Genomic DNA, 18,509 nt, shown 5'->3' on the forward strand with positions numbered 1-18,509 from the left:
TGACCGCGAAGTCCCTTGACCGGGGCCGGAGTCGGCACGGGCTCCGGCGCTCTGTCCGCCTTGTCGACGGTGGTCTGGCTTGTCATGCGTCGAGGTTAGAGTCAGTCGCTGACACTTGACAAAGAATCTCAGAAGTCGGCCGCTGTCATTTAGCTCACAGGTACGCCGCCACAGGTAGGGTGAGCCGGCAAAACGGGTGGGAAATCGGGAGAAACGGGGTACACGGCGTGACCGGTCCGGGCTTGCGCGAACGCAAGAAGCAGCGCACGCGGGACGCGTTGCTGCGGGCGGCGCTCGAACTGTTCACCACCAAGGGGTACGAGGAGACGACGGTCGACGAGATCGTCGAGGCCGTCGACGTCTCCCAGCGCACCTTCTTCCGGCACTTCGCGGGCAAGCAGGAGGCCGCCTTCGCCATGCAGGAGATGGTGGAGGCGCGGTTCATGCGGGCGCTGCGCGAACGCCCCGCCGGCGAGGGCCCGTTGGCGGCGCTGCGCGGAGCCGTGCTCGGCTCCTGGGACGCGGTGGGCGAGTCCATCGAGGCGATCGTCCCGGTCGAACTCCACATGCGGACCTACCAGATGATCGAGTCGACCCCCTCCCTGCTCGCCGTCCACATGCGCCGCTCCATCGAGATGGAGGAGCAGATCGCGGGCGTGATCGCCGAGCGCGAGGGCGTCGACCTCGCCACCGACTCGCGCCCGCGCGTGGCGGTCGCCGCGTTCAGCGGGGTCATGCGGGTCACCGGGCGGATGTGGGGCGCGGGCGAGGACATCAGCGTCGCGTCGATCCGCGCGATCACAGAGACGTACCTCGACCACCTGGGCCCGGCCCTCGCGGAGGACTGGCGCGAGCACTGACAGCGCCGCACGTGCGCCGACGACGCCCCGGTGCACCCCCCGACCACAACACCCTGATTCCACTCGTACGTTGAGTGGCCACGGGCGCACTCCGCGTCACCGCGCGCCGCACGCGCACCACGTACACGCCCCGCCTACACACCGTGACGAACACGCCCGCGAAGTGTCCGGTTCACCACAATTACCCCTCCGGAAACGTGATCTGCCTCACCCCGCGCACGGAGGGCAGCGCGCTTCTCCTAGGGTGTCCCGCAGTGACTTCCTTCGACTCCTCCCCTCAACTCGGCGTTTGGCGCGCTCTGCTCGCACTCACCGTGGTCTTCGTCATGCTCGCGACCACCGGCTGGACCGCGGTGCGCCAGCACAGAGGCGCCGCCTCGCCCCTCGAAGCCGCGGTCTCCGCCTGGGAGCGGGGACGCATCGACGGCCGGGACCTCCCCGACGCCGGCGCCCCGGCCGCCAGGCTCACGCACTTCTTCGCCTCCCTCACGGCCCGCCAGCGCGACCGGCTCGCCGCCCGCTACCCCCTCGCGGTCGGCAACATGAACGGCGCCCCCGTGGAGCTGCGTTATCAGGCGAACCGCATCGCCCTGCGCGAGGCGCGCGCGATCGAACGCGAACGCATGCACGACGACCGCCTGTCACCCGTCGGGAAACAGGAGGCGGAACGCCGGATGAAGCGGTTCGGCGTGATGATGCGCCAGGACCGCCAAGTGCTCGCCTTCGACCCGATGGGCTCGGGACGCATGGCCGAGGTCTTCGGAGACCTCGACCGGGCCGCCCGCGTGTCGGTCGTGGTGCCCGGAGTCGACACGAACGTCCTCACCTTCGAACGCACCCAGCGCAAGTACGCGGCCCCCGTCGGCATGGCGAAGTCCCTGTACCGCGCGGAGCGCAGCGCGAACCCCCGCACGCGTACCGCCGTGATCGCCTGGGCCGACTACACCGCGCCCGTCGGCCTCGGCGTGGACGCGGCCACCTCCATGCGCGCCGACGACGGGGCGGTGCGCCTCGACTCGATGGTGCGCGCGCTGCCCGGCCGGACCGGGGTGGCGCTGTACTGCCACAGCTACGGCTCCGTGGTCTGCGGAGTCGCGGCCCGCCGGCTGCCGCCGCGGGTCACCGACATCGCGGTCGCGGGCAGCCCCGGCATGCGCGCCGACAGCGCCGCAGGGCTCGGCTCGGGCGCGCGGATCTGGGCCGCACGGGACAGCGACGACTGGATCCAGGATGTGCCGCACATGGAAGTCGGCGGGCTCGGCCACGGCGCCGACCCCGTCTCGGCGGGCTTCGGCGCGCGCGTGGTGTCCGCCGACCGGGCCCGCGGTCACACCGGCTACTTCGTGCCGGGCACGGACAGCCTCCGCAACTTCGCCGAGATCGGCGTCGGCGCGTACGACGCGGTGCGCTGCGCCGGCGCGGACGGAGCCTGCCGGGAAGGTATTTCCGGTACGGCGACGGCCTGACGCGCGTAGAAATCGATGAAACAGCGGCCCGCCGCAGGAGAGACGGAGAAGCGCGTGCCGCATACGATGAGCCGCATGGGTGATGTACTGGCCGGATTTCACGCCGCCTGGGAGTTCGAGTCCGACTCCGTGCTCATCCGCTTCGAACGGGGGATCCGTACGCCGAAGCTGTTCCAGGCTCTCGGTGAGCGCCGCATCCCTCATGAGGCGATCGCGGCGGTGACGCTCACACCGGGCAAACGCGGGACGACCGTCCTGCACGCCGTCCCGAGACCGGGCGCCGACCCGCTCATGGAGGCGGCGGCGGGACAGCTCAAGGACGGCTCGGATCCGTACCGCCTGGTGCTGCCGGCGGAGCGCGAGACGCTCGCCGAGTACTACGCGGACGAACTGCGCGCCGCGCTCCCCACGGCCGACCCCGGCCCGGCGGACCGCCATCTGGTGGCCGTGCCCGAGGCGCCGCTGCAGTTCAAGGCGTACGACGGCAAGGCGTCCTTCGACGGCAAGTCGGTGGCCTTCCGCTGGTTCTGGACGGGGGCCTCGTCGGCGAAGTGGAAGGCCGGTGACCAGAGTTTCCCGGTCACCGACCTGAGCGGGGTCGAGTGGCGCTCGCCGGAGGTCTTCGAGGGCCATCTGCGGCTGCTGCGTCGCGAGGCGCAGCCCGCGCAGCCGTCGCAGGCCGACCAGGATCCGGCGGCCGTCGTGTTCGGCCTCGGCTACGGGCCGGTGCACGAGTCGCTGCCGTTCGCCGCGGCCGTGCTTGCCGCGGTGCGCTCGTCGGGGCCCGCGCCCGCCGTCGTCCCTGCCGCCGCGCCCGCCGTTCGGCGTGATCCTGCCGATATCGCCGAGCGGATCCGGCATCTCGGGGAGTTGCATCAGGCTGGTCTGCTGACCGATGACGAGTTCACGGCCAAGAAGGCCGAGCTGCTGGCCGAGCTTTAGCTGGCCCCTGGGCCCTGGGTAGCCCACCGGGGTGGGGGGGCTTTCTTGTTCGGCGGCCGCGGGTGCTTTGTGGCTGGGCGCGCAGTTCCCCGCGCCCCTTAAGGGCGCCTCCTGCGGGCGCCCTTACCGGTCCCGGCTACTGTTCCCGGCCCGCCGACGTGAACGTCATGTCCGCGTAGCGGTCGCCCGCCACCTGGGCTGCGATCGGGTCCAGGAGGGCGAGTTCGGTGGGCGTCAGCTCGATCCTCGTGGCCGCCGTGTTCTCCTCCAGGCGGGTGCGCTTGCGGGTGCCGGGGATCGGTACGACCGGCAGGCCGTGGACCTCGGCGCGCTGCTGCACCCAGGCCAGGGCGATCTGGGCCGGGGTCGCGCCGTGCGCGGCGGCGACCGTGCGCACCGGCTCCAGGAGCGCCGCGTTGGCGGCGGCGTTGGCGCCGGTGAAGCGGGGCTGCTGCCGGCGGAAGTCGTCCTCGCCGAGCTCCTTGTCGGCGCTGACGAAGGCGCCGGTGAGGAAGCCGCGGCCGAGCGGGGAGTACGGCACGAGGGTCACGCCGAGCTCGGCGGCGGCCGGGACGACACCGCGCTCGATGTCCCGGCTGAACAGCGACCACTCCGACTGCAGGGCCGCGATGGGGTGCACGGCGTGGGCGGCACGCAGCTCGTCGCCGGTGACCTCGCTGAGCCCGAGGTGCTTGACCTTGCCGGCGGCGACCAGCTCGGCCATCACGCCGACCGTCTCCTCGATCGGCACGTTCGGGTCCCTGCGGTGCATGTAGTAGAGGTCGATGGTGTCCACGCCGAGGCGGCGCAGGCTGGCGTCGACGCAGGCCCGGATGTAGTCCGGGGAGTTGTTGATGATGCGCTTCGTCGGCTCGTCCGGGTCCATGGCCAGGGCGAACTTGGTGGCGATGACGACGTCGTCGCGGTGCGCCTTGACGAAGGGGGCGAGGAACTCCTCGTTCTCCCCGCCGGCGTACGCGTCGGCGGTGTCGTAGAGCGTGACGCCCAGCTCCAGGGCCCGTTCCAGGGTGGCCCGTGCCTCATCGGCGTCCGTGGGGCCGTACGCGAAGCTCATGCCCATGCAGCCGAGGCCCTGGGCGCCTACCTCGGGGCCGTCCGTGCCGAGCCGTGCGGTGGTGATGCTCACTGTGGTCAGTGCCTCCGGTCGGAGTAGATGTCGATCTTGTGGTCGAGGACGGCGAGTGTGTCCTGGAGCTCGGCGATGCGGGCCCGCACGTCGTGGCGGGTCTGTTCGAGGAGGTCGCGGCGCTGCGCGAAGGTGTGGTCGCCCTCGCGCACCAGCTCGGCGTAGCGCACCATGTCCGCGACCGGCATGCCGGTCAGGCGCAGCTTGCCGACGAGGTTCAGCCAGTCCAGGTCGCGGTTGCGGTAGCGGCGCTGGCCGGTGTGGGAGCGGTCGATGTGCGGCATCAGGCCGATCCGCTCGTACCAGCGCAGGGTGTGCGCGGTCAGTCCGGTCACCGCGACGACCTCGCTGATCGTGTAGTGGTCCCGGCCCTCCGGACGCGGGTGCGGGGGCGGGGGCGTGGCGCAGACCTCGGGCGCGGTCCGGTCTGCCCGGCTCCGGGTGGGGGCGGGGGTGGTCTCCATCACCGTCATGACCCCCACGCTAAAACCTTCGAGTGCACTCCAAGCAAGGGGAAATCCGCGGGACGGCGCCGGGGTGCGCTGACTACCGTGCCGCCATGAGTCTTGTACGCCGCGCCGCCGCCGCGGACGCCGAGGAAGTCATACGCCTGCGCCAGGTCATGATCGACTCGGTGTTCACGCTGGACGGCACCGTCCCCAGCACGTCCGCCACCGACTGGCAGGACGAGTCCCTGCCCACCGTGCGCGCGCACCTCGCCGACCCCGAAGGGAACTTCGCCGCGTTCGTCGTCGACCACCCCGAGCGGCCCGGCGCCCTCGCCGCGCTCGCCGTGGGCACCCTGGAGTACCGCATCGGGCGCGCGGGCAATCCGCACGGCGTCGCGGGCTACCTCTTCAGCGTCGCCACCGACCCCGGCATGCGCCGCCGGGGCTTCTCCCGCGCCTGCGTGGAGGCGCTGCTCGACTGGTTCCGCGAGCGGGGCGCCGGACAGGTGGACCTCACCGCGTCCCCCGACGCCGAGCCGCTGTACGCCTCGCTCGGCTTCGTCCGCAAGCCCGACCCCTACATGCAGCTCAAGTTGTAGGGCGCTTAGGCTTCTGCGCATGCAGAGCCTGGCACTGATCGAGAACTGGCCGGTCCCGACCGCTGCCGCCGCCGTAGTCCGCGCGGACGGCACGGTGGCCGGGACCCACGGGCCCACCGAGCGCAGCTTCGCGCTCGCCTCGGTCACCAAACCCCTCGCGGCGTACGCGGTCCTCGTCGCGTACGAGGAGGGGGCGATCGAGCTGGACGAGCCCGCCGGACCCGAGGGGGCGACCGTGCGGCACCTGCTCGCGCACACCAGTGGGCTCGCCTTCGACGAGCACGAGGTGGTGGCGGCGCCGGGGACGCGGCGGCTGTACTCCAACGCCGGGTTCGAGGTGCTCGGCGAGCACATCGCCAAGGCGACCGAGATTCCCTTCGCCGACTATCTGCGGCAGGCCGTGCTCGAGCCGCTCGGGATGTCCTCGACGTACCTCGACGGCGGGGCTTCGCCCGCGAAGGACGGGGTGTCGACGGTGGACGACCTCGTGCGGTTCGCGGCCGAGGTGCAGCTGCCGCGGCTGCTCGATCCGCGGACCGTCGCGGCCGCGATGTCCGTGACCTACCCCGGGCTCAAGGGCGTACTGCCGGGGTACGGGCATCAGAACCCCAACGACTGGGGGCTCGGGTTCGAGATCCGGGACGGGAAGTCGCCGCACTGGACGGGCAGTTCGTCCTCGCCGCGGACCTTCGGTCACTTCGGACAGGCCGGAACGTTCCTGTGGATCGACCCCGACGCGGGAGCGGCGTGCGTGGCCCTGGCGGACCGGGCCTTCGGGCCGTGGGCCGTGGAGGTCTGGCCCCCGTTCACCGACGCGGTGCTGGCCGAGCTGTAGGCCCGCCGCGGACCTAGCTCATCTCCCACACCAGCAGCTCCGCCCGCCCCCCGTACGACACCACGTCCAACCCCGACTCCCCCGTCACCCGCGCCGAGTCCCCCGGGCCCAACTCCTCCTCCGCCAGGGCCACTTCGCCGTGGACCACGTGGACGTAGAGCGCGGGGGCGTCCGGGAGGGCCGTGCGTTCGCCGGGGGTGAGGCGGCGTACGTGGAGGAGGGCGCCCGCCGCGGGGACGGCGTAGGGGGTGGAGTCGGCGATGCCGCGGACGATGCCGTAGGACGGGGTGCCGCCGGGCTCCAGGGGGGCCAGCCACATCTGGAGGAAGGCCAGCGGCTCCGGGCCCGCGTTGCGCTCGACGTGCCGGACGCCGGCGCCCGCGCTGAGGTGCTGGACGTCGCCGGGGCGGATCACCGATTCGTGGCCCGCGGAGTCGCGGTGGGTGAGCTCGCCCGTGACCACCCAGGTGACGATCTCGGTGTGGCTGTGCGGGTGTTCGTCGAAGCCGGCGCCCGGCGCCAGATGCTCCTCGTTGCAGGCGAGCAGCGCGCCGAAGCGGAGGTTGTGGGGCTCGTAGTAGGGCCCGAAGGAGAAGGCGTGGAAGGAGTCGATCCCCGCCATGGGGTCACCCCCGGGATAGCGCTCGCCGGAGCGCCGTACATCAATCACGTCCCCACGTTAGACCCGGCACCGCACGCCGCCGTCCCGATAAGGCAGTCTTGTCCCCGTGCCCGAACCCTCAGCGAACGAAGCCCACCAGGACGCCGGCCACGACGCCCGGCGCGGCCACCGCGCCCACGCGCACGCCGCGACCCTGAAGCGCCTGGAGAAGTCGTCCGGCAGCCTCGCGGCGCAGGCGATCGCGCGCATGGACGAGACGCTGTCCTGGTACCGGGCGATGCCACCGGAGAACCGCTCCTGGATCGGTCTGGTCGCGCAGGCCGGTATCGCCGCGTTCACGGAGTGGTTCCGGCATCCGGACGCCCCGCAGGCGATCTCCACGGACGTCTTCGGGACCGCGCCGCGCGAGCTGACCCGGGCGATCACGCTGCGCCAGACCGTGGAAATGGTGCGGACCACCATCGAGGTGATGGAGTCCGCCATCGACGAGGTGGCGGCGCCCGGCGACGAGGGCGTGCTGCGCGAGGCGCTGCTCGTCTACGCCCGCGAGATCGCCTTCGCCACCGCGCAGGTGTACGCACAGGCCGCCGAGGCACGCGGTGCCTGGGACGCGCGCCTGGAGTCGCTCGTGGTGAACGCGGTCCTCTCCGGGGAGGCCGATGAAGGGGCCGTCTCGCGTGCCGCGGCCCTTGGCTGGAATTCGCCGGAACATGTGTGTGTGGTGCTCGGCACCGCGCCCGACGGTGACAGCGAGCTCACCGTCGAGGCCATCCGCCGGGCCGCGCGGCACGCGAAGCTCCAGGTCCTCACCGGTGTGCTCGGCGCCCGTCTGGTCGTCATCGCGGGCGGCAACGACAACCCCCTGGCCGTGGCCAAGGCCCTGATCGGCCCGTACGCGGCCGGTCCCGTCGTGGCCGGCCCCATCGTGCCGGACCTGCTCGCCGCCACCCGCTCCGCGCAGGCCGCCGCCGCGGGCCTGAAGGCGTGCGGTGCCTGGCAGGACGCCCCGCGCCCGGTGCTCGCGGACGATCTGCTGCCCGAGCGGGCGATGGCGGGCGATCCGGCGGCGCGCGAACAACTGGTGGAGGAGATCTACAGACCGCTCGAAGAGGCCGGTTCCGCGCTCCTGGAGACCCTCAGCGTCTATCTGGAACAGGCGAGCAGCCTGGAGGGCGCCGCCCGGATGCTGTTCGTGCATCCCAACACCGTGCGCTACCGGCTTCGACGTGTGACTGACGTCACCGGCTGGTCCCCCTCGGATGTGCGCTCGGCGTTCACGCTGCGCATCGCGCTGATCCTGGGACGTCTCGCCGACGGTGATCCCCAGAGCTGAGTCTTTGTCGGGGCCCTACAATTCCCTCAGCCGTTCTTCGTCCCTGTCCCCACGGGCGGTTCGTACTGTCCACAAGAGAGAGTGTGAGAGTGCTCGTACTCGTCGCTCCCGGCCAAGGCGCTCAGACGCCCGGCTTCCTGACCCCCTGGCTCGACCTCCCCGGCGCCGCCGACCGCCTCGCCGCCTGGTCGGACGCCATCGGGCTCGACCTCGCCCACTACGGCACGCAGGCGGACGCGGACGCGATCCGTGACACCGCCGTGGCGCAGCCGCTCCTTGTGGCCGCCGGCCTGCTCTCCGCCGCGGCACTGGGTGACAGCGGACCCGTCTCGCCGGGCGCCGTCGCGGGTCACAGCGTGGGTGAGATCACCGCCGCCGCGTACGCGGGGGTGCTGTCGGAGGACGCCGCGCTGCGCTTCGTACGCAAGCGGGGTCTGGCCATGGCCGACGCCGCGGCCGTGACGGAGACCGGCATGGCGGCGCTGCTCGGCGGCGACCCCGAGGTCACCCTGGCGCACCTGGAGAAGCTCGGCCTGACCCCGGCGAACGTGAACGGCGCGGGCCAGATCGTGGCCGCCGGCACCGCCGAACAGCTGGCCGCGCTCGCCGAGGACAAGCCCGAGGGCGTCCGCAAGGTCGTGCCCCTGAAGGTCGCGGGCGCGTTCCACACGCACCACATGGCGCCCGCGGTCGCCGCGCTCGAGGAGGCCGCCAAGGACCTCGACGTCGCGGACCCGAAGCTGACGTACCTCTCGAACCGCGACGGCAAGGCCGTCACCCAGGGCTCCGACGTCGTGGCCCGTCTGGTCGGCCAGGTCGCCAATCCGGTGCGCTGGGACCTGTGCATGGACACGTTCCGGGAGCTGGGGGTCACGGCGCTGATCGAGGTGTGCCCCGGCGGCACCCTGACCGGTCTCGCCAAGCGCGCCCTCAAGGGCGTGCGGACCCTGGCCGTGAAGACGCCCGACGACCTCGACGCCGCCCGCGCGCTCATCGCCGAGACCGCCGAGATCACAGCGGCCGACGCCGCGGCCGCGACGGACGCCTGAGAAGGAGCTGGAGAGCATGGCGAAGATCAAGCCCAGTCGGGGCGCCGCGCACGCGCGCATCATGGGCGTCGGCGGCTACCGCCCGACCCGTGTGGTGCCCAACGAGGTGATCCTCGAGAAGATCGACTCGTCCGACGAGTGGATCCGCTCCCGCTCCGGCATCGCGACCCGCCACTGGGCCTCCGAGGAGGAGACCGTGTCGGCGATGTCCGTCGAGGCGGCCGGCAAGGCGATCGCCGACGCGGGCATCCGGCCCGAGCAGATCGGCGCCGTGGTCGTCTCCACGGTGTCGCACTTCAAGCAGACCCCGGCCATCGCCACCGAGATCGCGGACAAGCTCGGCACGGGCCGGCCCGCCGCGTTCGACATCTCCGCTGGCTGCGCCGGCTTCGGCTACGGCCTGACCCTCGCCAAGGGCATGGTCGTCGACGGCTCCGCGGAGTACGCGCTGGTCATCGGCGTGGAGCGGCTCAGCGACCTGACCGACCTGGAGGACCGCTCGACGGCCTTCCTGTTCGGTGACGGTGCCGGCGCCGTCGTCGTCGGCCCCGCCAAGGAGCCGGCCATCGGCCCCACGGTGTGGGGTTCGGAGGGCGACAAGTCCGAGACCATCAAGCAGACCGAGTCCTGGGAGGCGTACCGCACGGGCGCGCCCACCAAGTTCCCTGCCATTACGCAGGAGGGCCAGGCGGTGTTCCGCTGGGCCGTGTTCGAGATGGCGAAGGTCGCCCAGCAGGCGCTGGACGCGGCCGGAATCACCGCGAACGACCTGGACGTCTTCATTCCGCACCAGGCCAACATGCGGATCATCGACTCGATGGTGAAGACTTTGAAGCTGCCGGAGCACGTCACGGTCGCCCGTGACGTGGAGACCACCGGCAACACCTCGGCCGCCTCGATCCCGCTCGCGATGGAGCGGCTCCTGGCGACCGGTGAGGCGAAGAGCGGCGACACCGCGCTCGTCATCGGCTTCGGGGCGGGTCTCGTGTACGCCGCCACGGTCGTTACCCTCCCCTAGGCACCCGCTGCGGATCTTCGGATCCACGCGGATGCCTTCACACCCTCTGGATACATACGAAGGAGCGCCAACATGGCCGCCACTCAGGAAGAGATCGTCGCCGGTCTCGCCGAGATCGTGAACGAGATCGCCGGCATCCCGGTCGAGGACGTCCAGCTGGACAAGTCCTTCACCGACGACCTGGACGTCGACTCGCTGTCCATGGTCGAGGTCGTCGTCGCCGCCGAAGAGCGCTTCGACGTGAAGATCCCGGACGACGACGTCAAGAACCTCAAGACCGTCGGCGACGCCACCAAGTACATCCTCGAGCACCAGGGCTGACATCAGCCCGGGCCTGACGACCGCAGGCTCGTGCCGGCCGGGGCTCATGCCAGCCGCCACCCGGCGGTGGCGCCGCCGCATCCGCATCTGAACCAAATCGTGGAGAGAGAAATCCAGTGAACTCGACCAATCGCACCGTGGTCGTCACCGGTATCGGCGCAACCACACCGCTGGGTGGCGACGCGGCCTCGACCTGGGAGGGCCTGCTCGCCGGCCGTTCCGGGATCAGCCTCATCGACGAGGACTGGGCGGCCGAGCTGCCGGTCCGCATCGCCGGCCGCATCGCCGTCGAGCCGACGGAGACCATCCCGCGCCCGCAGGCCCGCAAGCTCGACCGCTCGGCGCAGTTCGCGCTGGTCGCTGCCCAGGAAGCCTGGAAGGACGCGGGCTTCACCGGCAGGGCCGGCGAGGCCGCCGAGGGCCCGGACGTCGACCCCGACCGCCTGGGCGCCGTCGTCGCCTCCGGCATCGGCGGCGTGACGACGCTCCTCGAGCAGTACGACGTGCTGAAGGAGAAGGGCGTACGCCGCGTCTCCCCGCACACGGTCCCGATGCTGATGCCCAACTCGCCCGCGGCGAACGTCGGCATCGCCCTGAACGCCCGCGCCGGGGTGCACACCCCGGTCTCGGCCTGCGCGTCCGGCGCGGAGGCCATCGGCTACGCGATCGAGATGATCCGCACCGGCCGCGCCGACATCGTGGTCGCCGGCGGCACCGAGGCGGCCATCCACCCGCTGCCGATCGTCGCGTTCGGCAACATGATGGCGATGTCGAAGAACAACGACGACCCGCAGGGCGCGTCCCGCCCCTACGACCGCGACCGCAACGGCTTCGTGCTCGGCGAGGGCGCGGGCGTGGTGGTCCTGGAGTCCGAGGAGCACGCCAAGGCCCGCGGCGCCAAGATCTACGTGGAGGCGGTCGGCCAGGGCATCTCGGCGGACGCGCACCACATCACGCAGCCCGAGCCGTCCGGCAACGGCATCGCGAAGGCGCTGCAGAACCTGGTCGACAACACCGGCCTGAAGCCGACCGAGATCGCGCACATCAACGCGCACGCGACCTCGACGCCGCAGGGCGACGTCGGTGAGATCAAGGCACTGCGCCAGGCGTTCGGCGACGACGTCGACCACATGGCGATCGCCTCGACGAAGTCGATGACCGGTCATCTGCTCGGTGGCGCGGGCGGCGTGGAGACCGTCGCGACGGTCCTCGCGCTCAAGCACCGCATCGCCCCGCCGACGATCAACGTCGACAACCTCGACCCCGAGGTCGACGCGGACGTCATCCGCGGCGAGGCCCGCCCGCTGCCCGAGGGCACGATCGCGGCCCTCAACGACTCGTTCGGCTTCGGCGGCCACAACGTGGTGCTCGCCTTCCGGACGGTCTGACGGCCGCTCACGGTACGTACGACGAGGGCCCACCCGGTCTGACCGGGTGGGCCCTCGTCGTACGTGCGCTCACACGACCTGGTGCAGCCAGCGCACCGGCGCGCCCTCGCCCGCGTAGCGGAACGGCTCCAGTTCGTCGTCCCAGGGCTTGCCGAGGAGCCTCGCCACCTCGGCCTCCAGGTCGCTCTCGCCGCTCTGGGAGCGGGCGAGGGCGGCGCGCAGCCGGTCCTCCGGGATCAGGATGTCGCCGTGGATGCCGGTGACGGCGTGGAAGATGCCGAGCCGGGGCGTCGCGCTGTACCGCTCGCCCTCGACCGCCCCGGACGGCTCGGCCGTGACCTCGAAGCGCAGCAGGTCCCAGCCGCGCAGCGCGGAGGCGAGCTTGGAGGCGGTGCCGGCCGAGCCCTGCCAGGAGAACTCGGATCTCCAGGTGCCGGGTGCCGCGGGCTGTCGGATCCAGTCGAGGCTGACGCGTGCGCCGAGCACGCCCGCGACGGCCCACTCGACGTGCGGGCACAGCGCGCGCGGTGCGGAGTGCACGTACAGAACTCCACGTGTCGTCACCGGGACCTCCAGTGTGGGACGAGGTACGCCTTCCCCAGCGGCCTCGCGCCCGTGCCGAGCGATATTCCCCGAATTCCGCGAAAACGGAGAAAGTCAAGAAAAGGGGACAGATGTGACGTGATGTAATTTAGCGGAACCGAGAAAAGCGGGTGCCACTGGGTGGCGAGGCTACCGTGCGGCGAGGCAAGGAGTGTGACGTACCGTCGGTCCGCATGCCGGGAAACTCCCAGGTTTCACTCGCTGGGAGGCGCGGAAACCCCCGGCTGGGTGCCCGGGCGCACCCGAGCGGGGACGGACGGGGCATATCAACACTCAGCAGGACGCAACCCGAAGGGCCCGTACGACGTCACGTTGGACGACAGAGGGGACGAGGATGCGGAATTCAAGGCACCGCAAGCGGGCCGCCGTCGCCCTCGCGACGGCGGCTCTCACCGGCTTCGCCACGCTCACCGCGTGTGACGCGTCCGGCGGCGACGCCACGGCGCCGAACGGGCCGTCCGCCCAGGACAGAGCGGCCCCCGAGCCGGCGCCCGTCTGGGACACCGGCCCGCGCTCCCTCGCCGCCGTCGGCGACTCCATCACGCGCGGCTTCGACGCCTGCTCGGTCCTCTCCGACTGCCCGGAGGCGTCCTGGGCGACCGGCAGCGACGACGGGGTGCGCAGCCTCGCGCAGCGGCTGCTCGGCAAGCAGCGGGCGGCGACGCACAGTTGGAACCACGCGAAGACCGGCGCGCGGATGGCCGATCTGCCGGAGCAGATGACGCGGGCCGCGGCGCACGAACCCGAGCTGGTGACGGTGATGGCCGGCGCCAATGACGCCTGCCGCCCGTCGGTCGACCGGATGACCTCCGTGGCGGACTTCCGGGCCGATTTCCAGGAGTCCCTGCGGACGCTGCGGCGCGAGGCGCCCAAGGCGCAGGTGTACGTCATGAGCGTGCCCGACCTCAAGCGGCTCTGGTCGACGGGGCGCACCAACCAGCTCGGCAAGCAGGTGTGGAAGCTCGGGATCTGCGCCTCGATGCTCGCCGACGCCGACTCCATGAACCGCGCCGCCACCGACCGCCGCGCGTCCGTGCAGGCACGGGTGGTGGCGTACAACAAGGTGCTCAAGGACGTCTGCGCGAAGGACCGGCGCTGCCGGTACGACGACGGCGCCGTCTTCGACTTCCGCTTCGACGGGGACCAGTTGAGCCACTGGGACTGGTTCCACCCGAGCAAGGAAGGGCAGTCGCGGCTCGCGGAGATGGCGTTCCGGGGGGTCACGGCCTCCCGGTCGCAGGGGTAGCGCCGCCTCCTGGGGCTACGCCCGCCCGAAGGACGCGGCGTGCTCGCGCGCCCACTGGGCGAACGTGCGGGCCGGGCGGCCGGTGAGGCGCGGGACGGTGTCGGTCACCGTGCGACCCACGGGCGGGGTGTTCTTGTAGACGTCGAGGAGCCAGGCGATGGTCGCGTCGTCGTGCCCCTGGGCCCGCATCCCGGCCGCCGCCTCCTCCTCCGTCAGCTCGACCAGCGCGATCTCCGAGCCCCGCGCCTCGGCCAGGGCCGCCACCTTCTCGCGGACCGTGAGAGCCTGCGGTCCGGTCACGACGTACTCCTGCCCGGCGTGTCCCTCCTCGGTGAGCGCGACCGCGATCACCGCGCCGATGTCGCCCTCGTGCACCAGCGCGCTGAGCCGGTCGGCGAACGGGGCCCGCACCTCGCCCTCGGCCCGCACCGCCTCCGCCCACTCCAGGGAGTTCGCCATGAACTCCACCGGCATGACCACCGTCCAGTCCAGCTCGCCCGCGCACACCGCGGCCTGCAGCGGAGTCTGGTCACCGCCGTGGAGTACGGTGATCCGCCGCACCCCGGCCTCGCGGGCCAGCGCGAGGATCTCGGGGCCGGTCTCCAGGGGCTCGTAGCCGCCGGTGAAGGTGATCAGGTGCAGGCCGGTGACACCCTGAAGGGCGGCCTTGAGCGTCGCGGGATCCGCGAGGTCGCCCCGCACGGTCTCGACGCCCTCCGGGAAGTCCGCCTTCGCCGGGTCGCGGGTCAGCGCGCGCACCGCCTGCCCGCGCTCCAGGAGTTCGCGGACGACCTCGCGGCCGACGGTTCCGGTGGCTCCGGCGACGAGGTACGTGTTCTTGGTCGTCCGGGTGTTCTGGGTGTTCTGGGTGTTCTGGGTGTGCTGCGTTTTCGTCATGCCATGAACGTAGAAGGACTTGCGGTCAGCTACGGTCCTCGATTGCCGGGAGTGCCGCGACCACGTCCACCTCGATCAGCGCTTCCGGCCTGAAGAGGCGGGGCACCGCCACGGTGGTGCTCGTGGGAGGTGTGCCGGTGAGATACGTGCGGCGTACGGCGGCGTAGCCGGGGAGGTCGTCCATGTCCGTCAGGAACGTGCGGATGTTGATGATGTCGGCGAGGGCCGCGCCGTGGGCCTCCAGGAGGGCGGTCAGGGTGGCGAAGATTCCGTGGCTCTGCGCGGTGATGTCCGCGCCGTCGGCGATCTGCCCGGAGAGGTACAACAGGGCACTGCCGTCCGCGAGTTGGACGCGGGCGACCTGGGAGTAGGGGCCCAGGGGCCGGGGCGCGGTGGCGGGGTTGTCGAGGGTGATGTGCATGGGGGCGGTGTTCCGCCTTTCTGTTTTCTCTGAGGTCAGGGTCTTCTGAGGTGAGGGTCTTCTGAGGTCGGGACTTTCTGAGGTCACGCCGTACGGGCGCGGATGTGGGGGACGGCCCGGGCGATGTCCTCGTGGGCCACGGCAGGGTCCGCCACCGCGGCCTCGTAGTGGGCGCGGACCGCCTCCGTCGCGGGCAGCCGCGCCGCGCTCGTGGCCAGCGCGACGTCCTTCGCCGCGAGGTCGTTGCCGAAGTGCACGTCGTCGGCGAAGGCACGGGCGACCGCGCCCGCGAGCGGACCGCGGGCCAGGGCGCCGCGCGCCACCTCCTCGTCCAGGCCCAGCGCGTCGGCCAGGGCCATCGCCTCCGCGACCAGGGCGACCCCGCCGAGCACGGCGGTGTTCACGACGACCTTGAGCGCGGCGCCGGAGCCGAGCGGACCGGTGCGGGTCACGGTGCCGAGGGCGGCGAGCAAGGACTCGACGGCGGCGGCGTCCCCGCCCGCGAGGATGCCGAGCTCCCCCGTCGCGGCCTTGTCCGTGCTGCCCATGACGGGCGCGTCGACGAGCGTGACGCCGTCCGGCACACGCTCCCCCAACTCCCTTACCGCGTCCGGTCCGACGGTCGACATCTCCACCCAGTGGACGCCCTCCCGCAGCACCGGCACGATCTCGTCGGCGACCGAACGCAGCGCCTCGGGTCCCGCCAGCATCGTGAGGACCACGTCGGCGTCGCGCACCGCGTCCGCGGGCGTGGCGGCGAGCCGCGCGCCCGCGGCGACGAGGGGTTCCGCCTTGGCGGCGGTGCGGTTCCAGACGGTCAGCGGATGCCCGGCGGCCCGGAGGCGGGCGGCCATCGGGGCACCCATGTGCCCTAGCCCGAGAAACGCGACGTGCTGTCGGCCCTGAGGGTGTTCCGTGGTGCGTTCGTCCATGGGTACGACGCTAGGTCCGGGCAAATGATGCGACAAGCGAATGTCTAGCATGTCAGCCATGCGGGATCAGCATGAGTCAAGTGATGGGTCGAGTGATGTGTCCACCGTCTGGCTGCGCGCTTTCCTAGAAGTGGCCCGGCACGGCTCCTTCACCGTGGCCGCGCGCCGCCTGGGCTGGACGCAGTCCGCCGTGTCCCGTCAGATCGCCGCCCTGGAGACCGCGTTCGGCGGCGCGCCCCTCTTCGACCGGCTGCCGCGCGGCGTACGCCTCACCGCGCACGGCCGGTCCGCGCTGCCGCACACGGAGGCGGCGCTCGCCCAACTGGCGCGGATGCGGCGGGAGTTGGCGGACCTGGACGGCGCTGCGGGCGGGCTCCTTCGGTTCGGGGCGTTCGCGACGGCGGACGCGGCGCTGGTGCCGCGGGCACTCGCGCTGTTCCGCGAGCGGCACCCCGGAGTGACCCTCGCCCGCGAGGAGGGCTTCACGCGGCCGCTGCTCGGGCGCCTCACGGAGGGCGACCTCGACCTGGCGGTGGTGTCGACGACGGGCGGCCCGCTGCCCGAGGACGTCTTCGAGCTGCACCATCTCCTCGACGAGACGCTGTACGTCGCGGTGCCCGCCGACCACCCCCTGGCGGGCGAGCCCCTCGTCGACCTGGACCGGTTCGCCGACGACGACTGGGTGTCCGGCAGCGCCGAGCCGGCCGGCTCCCTCCTCGACGCGGCGCTGCGCCACGGCTTCCGGCCCCGGGTCGCCCACGTGGTGGGCGAGTGGACCGCCAAGCAGGGGTACGTGGCCGCGGGTCTGGGCGTGACGCTGGTCCCGGCGCTCGCGGCGCAGGGGGTGCGGCCGGACATCGCCCTGGTGCCGGTGCGGGACGCGGGCGCGCCCGCGCGGGCGGTGTACGCGGCGACGGCTCGGGGGCGGTCGCGGGTGCCGAGCGCGGAGCCGTTCGTCGCCGCACTGCGGGACGCGGCGCGGCTTGTGACCCGGAACCCGTAGCGCTCACCTCCCCCGTCCCGCGATACTTCCGCCACCTCACCTGCAACGGAAGGACTCACGTGGCTTCGTCCCTCACCCCCGGTCCCACCCCCGGGATACTCGGGCGGCGGCTCGGCGTGCTGGGTGTCGCGCTGCTGCTCGGCGTCTCCGCGTCGCCCGCCACGGCCGACTCCGCCAACACCTCGGCCAACGCCTCCGATTCGCCCACCGTCGAGGAGCAGCGGCTCGACCGGGCCGTGCCCCAGGAGATCCTGCGGCGCAGCGGGTTCGACGGCGTGGCGCCCGGCTTCGCGCGGGACCTCGGCCGGGTCCGCTCCTACCAGGCGGCCGAGCGTCTCGTCGCACGCCAGGGGCAGTCGCTGTGGCGGCGGGCGGTGGAGCGGGCGCAGGGGCGCGGTCCCGTGACCGGCGATCTCAGCAAGGACGACGACCGGCCGCTGTACTGGGCGCGGCTCGGGATGACGCGGGCGCTGCGGGCGTGGGAGCCGCGCGGGTTCGAGCTCGGGGACGCGCGCAGGCAGCGGCTGCTCGGGTCGCTGGAGACGACGTCCCGGGGCCAGGACACGATCCGCTACCCCAAGGGGCACCGGATCAAGCGGGTACTCGTCACCGGCTTCGACCCCTTCACGCTCGACCGGGACACCCGCATCAGCAACCCGTCCGGTGCCACCGCCCTCGCCCTCGACGGCACCGTCGTACGGACCGCCGCCGGGCCCGTGCGCATCGAGACCGCCGTGTTCCCGGTGCGCTGGACGGACTTCGCCGAGGGGGAGGTGGAGCGGACGCTGCGGCGGCAGTTGCCGCGCGTCGACCTGTTCACGACCGTCAGCCAGGGCCGGGTCGGCAAGTTCGACATCGAGCGCACCAACGGGGCCTGGCGCGGCGGCTTCGGGGACAACGAGAACCTGTCGAGCACCGGCCTGGTCCCGGTCGCCGACCCCGCGTCGCAGCCGCAGTGGACGACGACCACGCTGCCGTACAAGGACATCGTCGCGGCGGACACCGGACGGTTCCCCGTGTACGACAACACGGCCGTGACCGAGATCCCGGCGGGCGGCACCGCACCCGTCCAGCGGCCGGACGGGCCGACTCCGGGCTCGACGGCCCGTGCGGGTGGCGGTGGTGACTATCTGTCCAACGAGATCGCCTATCGGGCGACGCTGCTGCGCGATCGGCTCGGGCTGCACGACAGGCTGCCCGGTGGGCATGTGCACACGCCGGTGCTGCAGTTCGGGGCGGGGAACACCGATCCGGCGACCGGGGAGGTCACGGACGCCGAGTTCGTACGCAACCGGGTCGACATCATCGCGCAGGTGCGGCGGATCGTGGTGACGGCGGTGGAGCGCTAGCGCTGGGGCCTCGCGGGGGCGCCCCAGTC

At 72.2% G+C, this 18,509-nt stretch carries 20 protein-coding genes; 13 read left to right on the top strand and 7 right to left on the bottom strand.

Going from position 1 to position 18,509, the window contains the following annotated elements; genetic code table 11:
* The first annotated feature begins 227 nt into the window (after positions 1-227).
* The 3 genes from STRAU_RS21970 (at position 228) to STRAU_RS21980 (ending at position 3,268) form a co-directional block, all read left to right on the top strand.
* Positions 228-860 carry a TetR/AcrR family transcriptional regulator gene (locus tag STRAU_RS21970; protein WP_037661054.1) on the top strand — a complete coding sequence of 211 codons (633 nt, stop codon included), beginning with the start codon at positions 228-230 and terminating at the stop codon, positions 858-860.
* Positions 861-1,114: 254 nt separating this feature from the next.
* Positions 1,115-2,326, top strand: coding sequence for an alpha/beta hydrolase (locus STRAU_RS21975; protein ID WP_016642572.1), 1,212 nt, complete (start codon positions 1,115-1,117; stop codon positions 2,324-2,326).
* A 75-nt stretch (positions 2,327-2,401) separates the two neighbouring features.
* Positions 2,402-3,268: a DUF4429 domain-containing protein gene (locus STRAU_RS21980; protein ID WP_016642573.1), complete on the top strand. Its 867-nt coding sequence runs from the start codon at positions 2,402-2,404 to the stop codon at positions 3,266-3,268.
* Between the two features lie 136 nt (positions 3,269-3,404).
* Here the strand turns inward: STRAU_RS21980 and STRAU_RS21985 are convergent, their stop codons facing one another.
* Entirely contained in the window at positions 3,405-4,415 is a 1,011-nt protein-coding gene (locus STRAU_RS21985) for an aldo/keto reductase (RefSeq protein WP_016642574.1), read from the bottom strand.
* A 5-nt stretch (positions 4,416-4,420) separates the two neighbouring features.
* Positions 4,421-4,888: a MerR family transcriptional regulator gene (locus STRAU_RS21990; protein WP_016642575.1), complete on the bottom strand. Its 468-nt coding sequence runs from the start codon at positions 4,886-4,888 to the stop codon at positions 4,421-4,423.
* Between the two features lie 86 nt (positions 4,889-4,974).
* Here STRAU_RS21990 and STRAU_RS21995 point away from each other — a divergent pair, with 86 nt between their 5' ends.
* Together STRAU_RS21995 and STRAU_RS22000 are read left to right on the top strand one after the other, a co-directional pair.
* Positions 4,975-5,463, top strand: a complete 489-nt coding sequence (locus STRAU_RS21995; protein WP_016642576.1) for a GNAT family N-acetyltransferase — start codon at positions 4,975-4,977, stop codon at positions 5,461-5,463.
* A gap of 19 nt (positions 5,464-5,482) precedes the next feature.
* Positions 5,483-6,298 (top strand): serine hydrolase domain-containing protein, encoded by an 816-nt coding sequence (locus STRAU_RS22000; RefSeq protein WP_016642577.1) that lies wholly within the window; start codon positions 5,483-5,485, stop codon positions 6,296-6,298.
* Positions 6,299-6,311: 13 nt separating this feature from the next.
* Here STRAU_RS22000 and STRAU_RS22005 read toward each other — a convergent pair whose 3' ends face one another.
* Positions 6,312-6,968, bottom strand: a complete 657-nt coding sequence (locus STRAU_RS22005) for a pirin family protein (protein WP_037661064.1) — start codon at positions 6,966-6,968, stop codon at positions 6,312-6,314.
* A 58-nt stretch (positions 6,969-7,026) separates the two neighbouring features.
* Here STRAU_RS22005 and STRAU_RS22010 point away from each other — a divergent pair, with 58 nt between their 5' ends.
* The 5 genes from STRAU_RS22010 (at position 7,027) to fabF (ending at position 12,029) form a co-directional block, all read left to right on the top strand.
* Positions 7,027-8,253 (top strand): PucR family transcriptional regulator, encoded by a 1,227-nt coding sequence (locus tag STRAU_RS22010; protein ID WP_016642579.1) that lies wholly within the window; start codon positions 7,027-7,029, stop codon positions 8,251-8,253.
* Positions 8,254-8,342: 89 nt separating this feature from the next.
* The gene (locus STRAU_RS22015; RefSeq protein ID WP_016642580.1) at positions 8,343-9,302 is read left to right on the top strand and encodes an ACP S-malonyltransferase; all 960 of its coding nucleotides are present in this window, start codon (positions 8,343-8,345) and stop codon (positions 9,300-9,302) included.
* A 16-nt stretch (positions 9,303-9,318) separates the two neighbouring features.
* Entirely contained in the window at positions 9,319-10,320 is a 1,002-nt protein-coding gene (locus STRAU_RS22020; RefSeq protein WP_016642581.1) for a ketoacyl-ACP synthase III, read from the top strand.
* Between the two features lie 72 nt (positions 10,321-10,392).
* Positions 10,393-10,641 (top strand): acyl carrier protein, encoded by a 249-nt coding sequence (locus tag STRAU_RS22025; RefSeq protein WP_016642582.1) that lies wholly within the window; start codon positions 10,393-10,395, stop codon positions 10,639-10,641.
* Positions 10,642-10,757: 116 nt separating this feature from the next.
* On the top strand, positions 10,758-12,029 hold the full coding sequence (gene fabF, locus STRAU_RS22030) for a beta-ketoacyl-ACP synthase II (protein WP_016642583.1): 1,272 nt from the start codon (positions 10,758-10,760) through the stop codon (positions 12,027-12,029).
* Positions 12,030-12,098: 69 nt separating this feature from the next.
* Here the strand turns inward: fabF and STRAU_RS22035 are convergent, their stop codons facing one another.
* The gene (locus tag STRAU_RS22035) at positions 12,099-12,593 is read right to left on the bottom strand and encodes a DUF3145 domain-containing protein (RefSeq protein WP_016642584.1); all 495 of its coding nucleotides are present in this window, start codon (positions 12,591-12,593) and stop codon (positions 12,099-12,101) included.
* A 373-nt stretch (positions 12,594-12,966) separates the two neighbouring features.
* On the opposite strand from STRAU_RS22035, the gene STRAU_RS22040 reads away from it, so the two are divergent.
* Positions 12,967-13,878 carry an SGNH/GDSL hydrolase family protein gene (locus tag STRAU_RS22040; RefSeq protein WP_016642585.1) on the top strand — a complete coding sequence of 304 codons (912 nt, stop codon included), beginning with the start codon at positions 12,967-12,969 and terminating at the stop codon, positions 13,876-13,878.
* A 15-nt stretch (positions 13,879-13,893) separates the two neighbouring features.
* Here STRAU_RS22040 and STRAU_RS22045 read toward each other — a convergent pair whose 3' ends face one another.
* From STRAU_RS22045 to STRAU_RS22055, 3 genes are all read right to left on the bottom strand, one after another.
* Positions 13,894-14,775: an NmrA family NAD(P)-binding protein gene (locus STRAU_RS22045; protein ID WP_016642586.1), complete on the bottom strand. Its 882-nt coding sequence runs from the start codon at positions 14,773-14,775 to the stop codon at positions 13,894-13,896.
* Positions 14,776-14,800: 25 nt separating this feature from the next.
* The gene (locus tag STRAU_RS22050) at positions 14,801-15,196 is read right to left on the bottom strand and encodes a RidA family protein (RefSeq protein WP_016642587.1); all 396 of its coding nucleotides are present in this window, start codon (positions 15,194-15,196) and stop codon (positions 14,801-14,803) included.
* Positions 15,197-15,279: 83 nt separating this feature from the next.
* Positions 15,280-16,128: an NAD(P)-dependent oxidoreductase gene (locus STRAU_RS22055; RefSeq protein WP_078621395.1), complete on the bottom strand. Its 849-nt coding sequence runs from the start codon at positions 16,126-16,128 to the stop codon at positions 15,280-15,282.
* Between the two features lie 49 nt (positions 16,129-16,177).
* Here STRAU_RS22055 and STRAU_RS22060 point away from each other — a divergent pair, with 49 nt between their 5' ends.
* Complete coding sequence (locus tag STRAU_RS22060; RefSeq protein WP_397892419.1) at positions 16,178-17,131, top strand: LysR family transcriptional regulator; 954 nt, start codon at positions 16,178-16,180, stop codon at positions 17,129-17,131.
* A 131-nt stretch (positions 17,132-17,262) separates the two neighbouring features.
* The gene (locus tag STRAU_RS22065) at positions 17,263-18,480 is read left to right on the top strand and encodes a pyroglutamyl-peptidase I (RefSeq protein ID WP_259299960.1); all 1,218 of its coding nucleotides are present in this window, start codon (positions 17,263-17,265) and stop codon (positions 18,478-18,480) included.
* Positions 18,481-18,509: the final 29 nt, after the last annotated feature.

This window comes from Streptomyces aurantiacus JA 4570, assembly GCF_000414115.1.
GTDB classification, from domain to species: Bacteria; Actinomycetota; Actinomycetes; order Streptomycetales; family Streptomycetaceae; genus Streptomyces; species Streptomyces aurantiacus_A.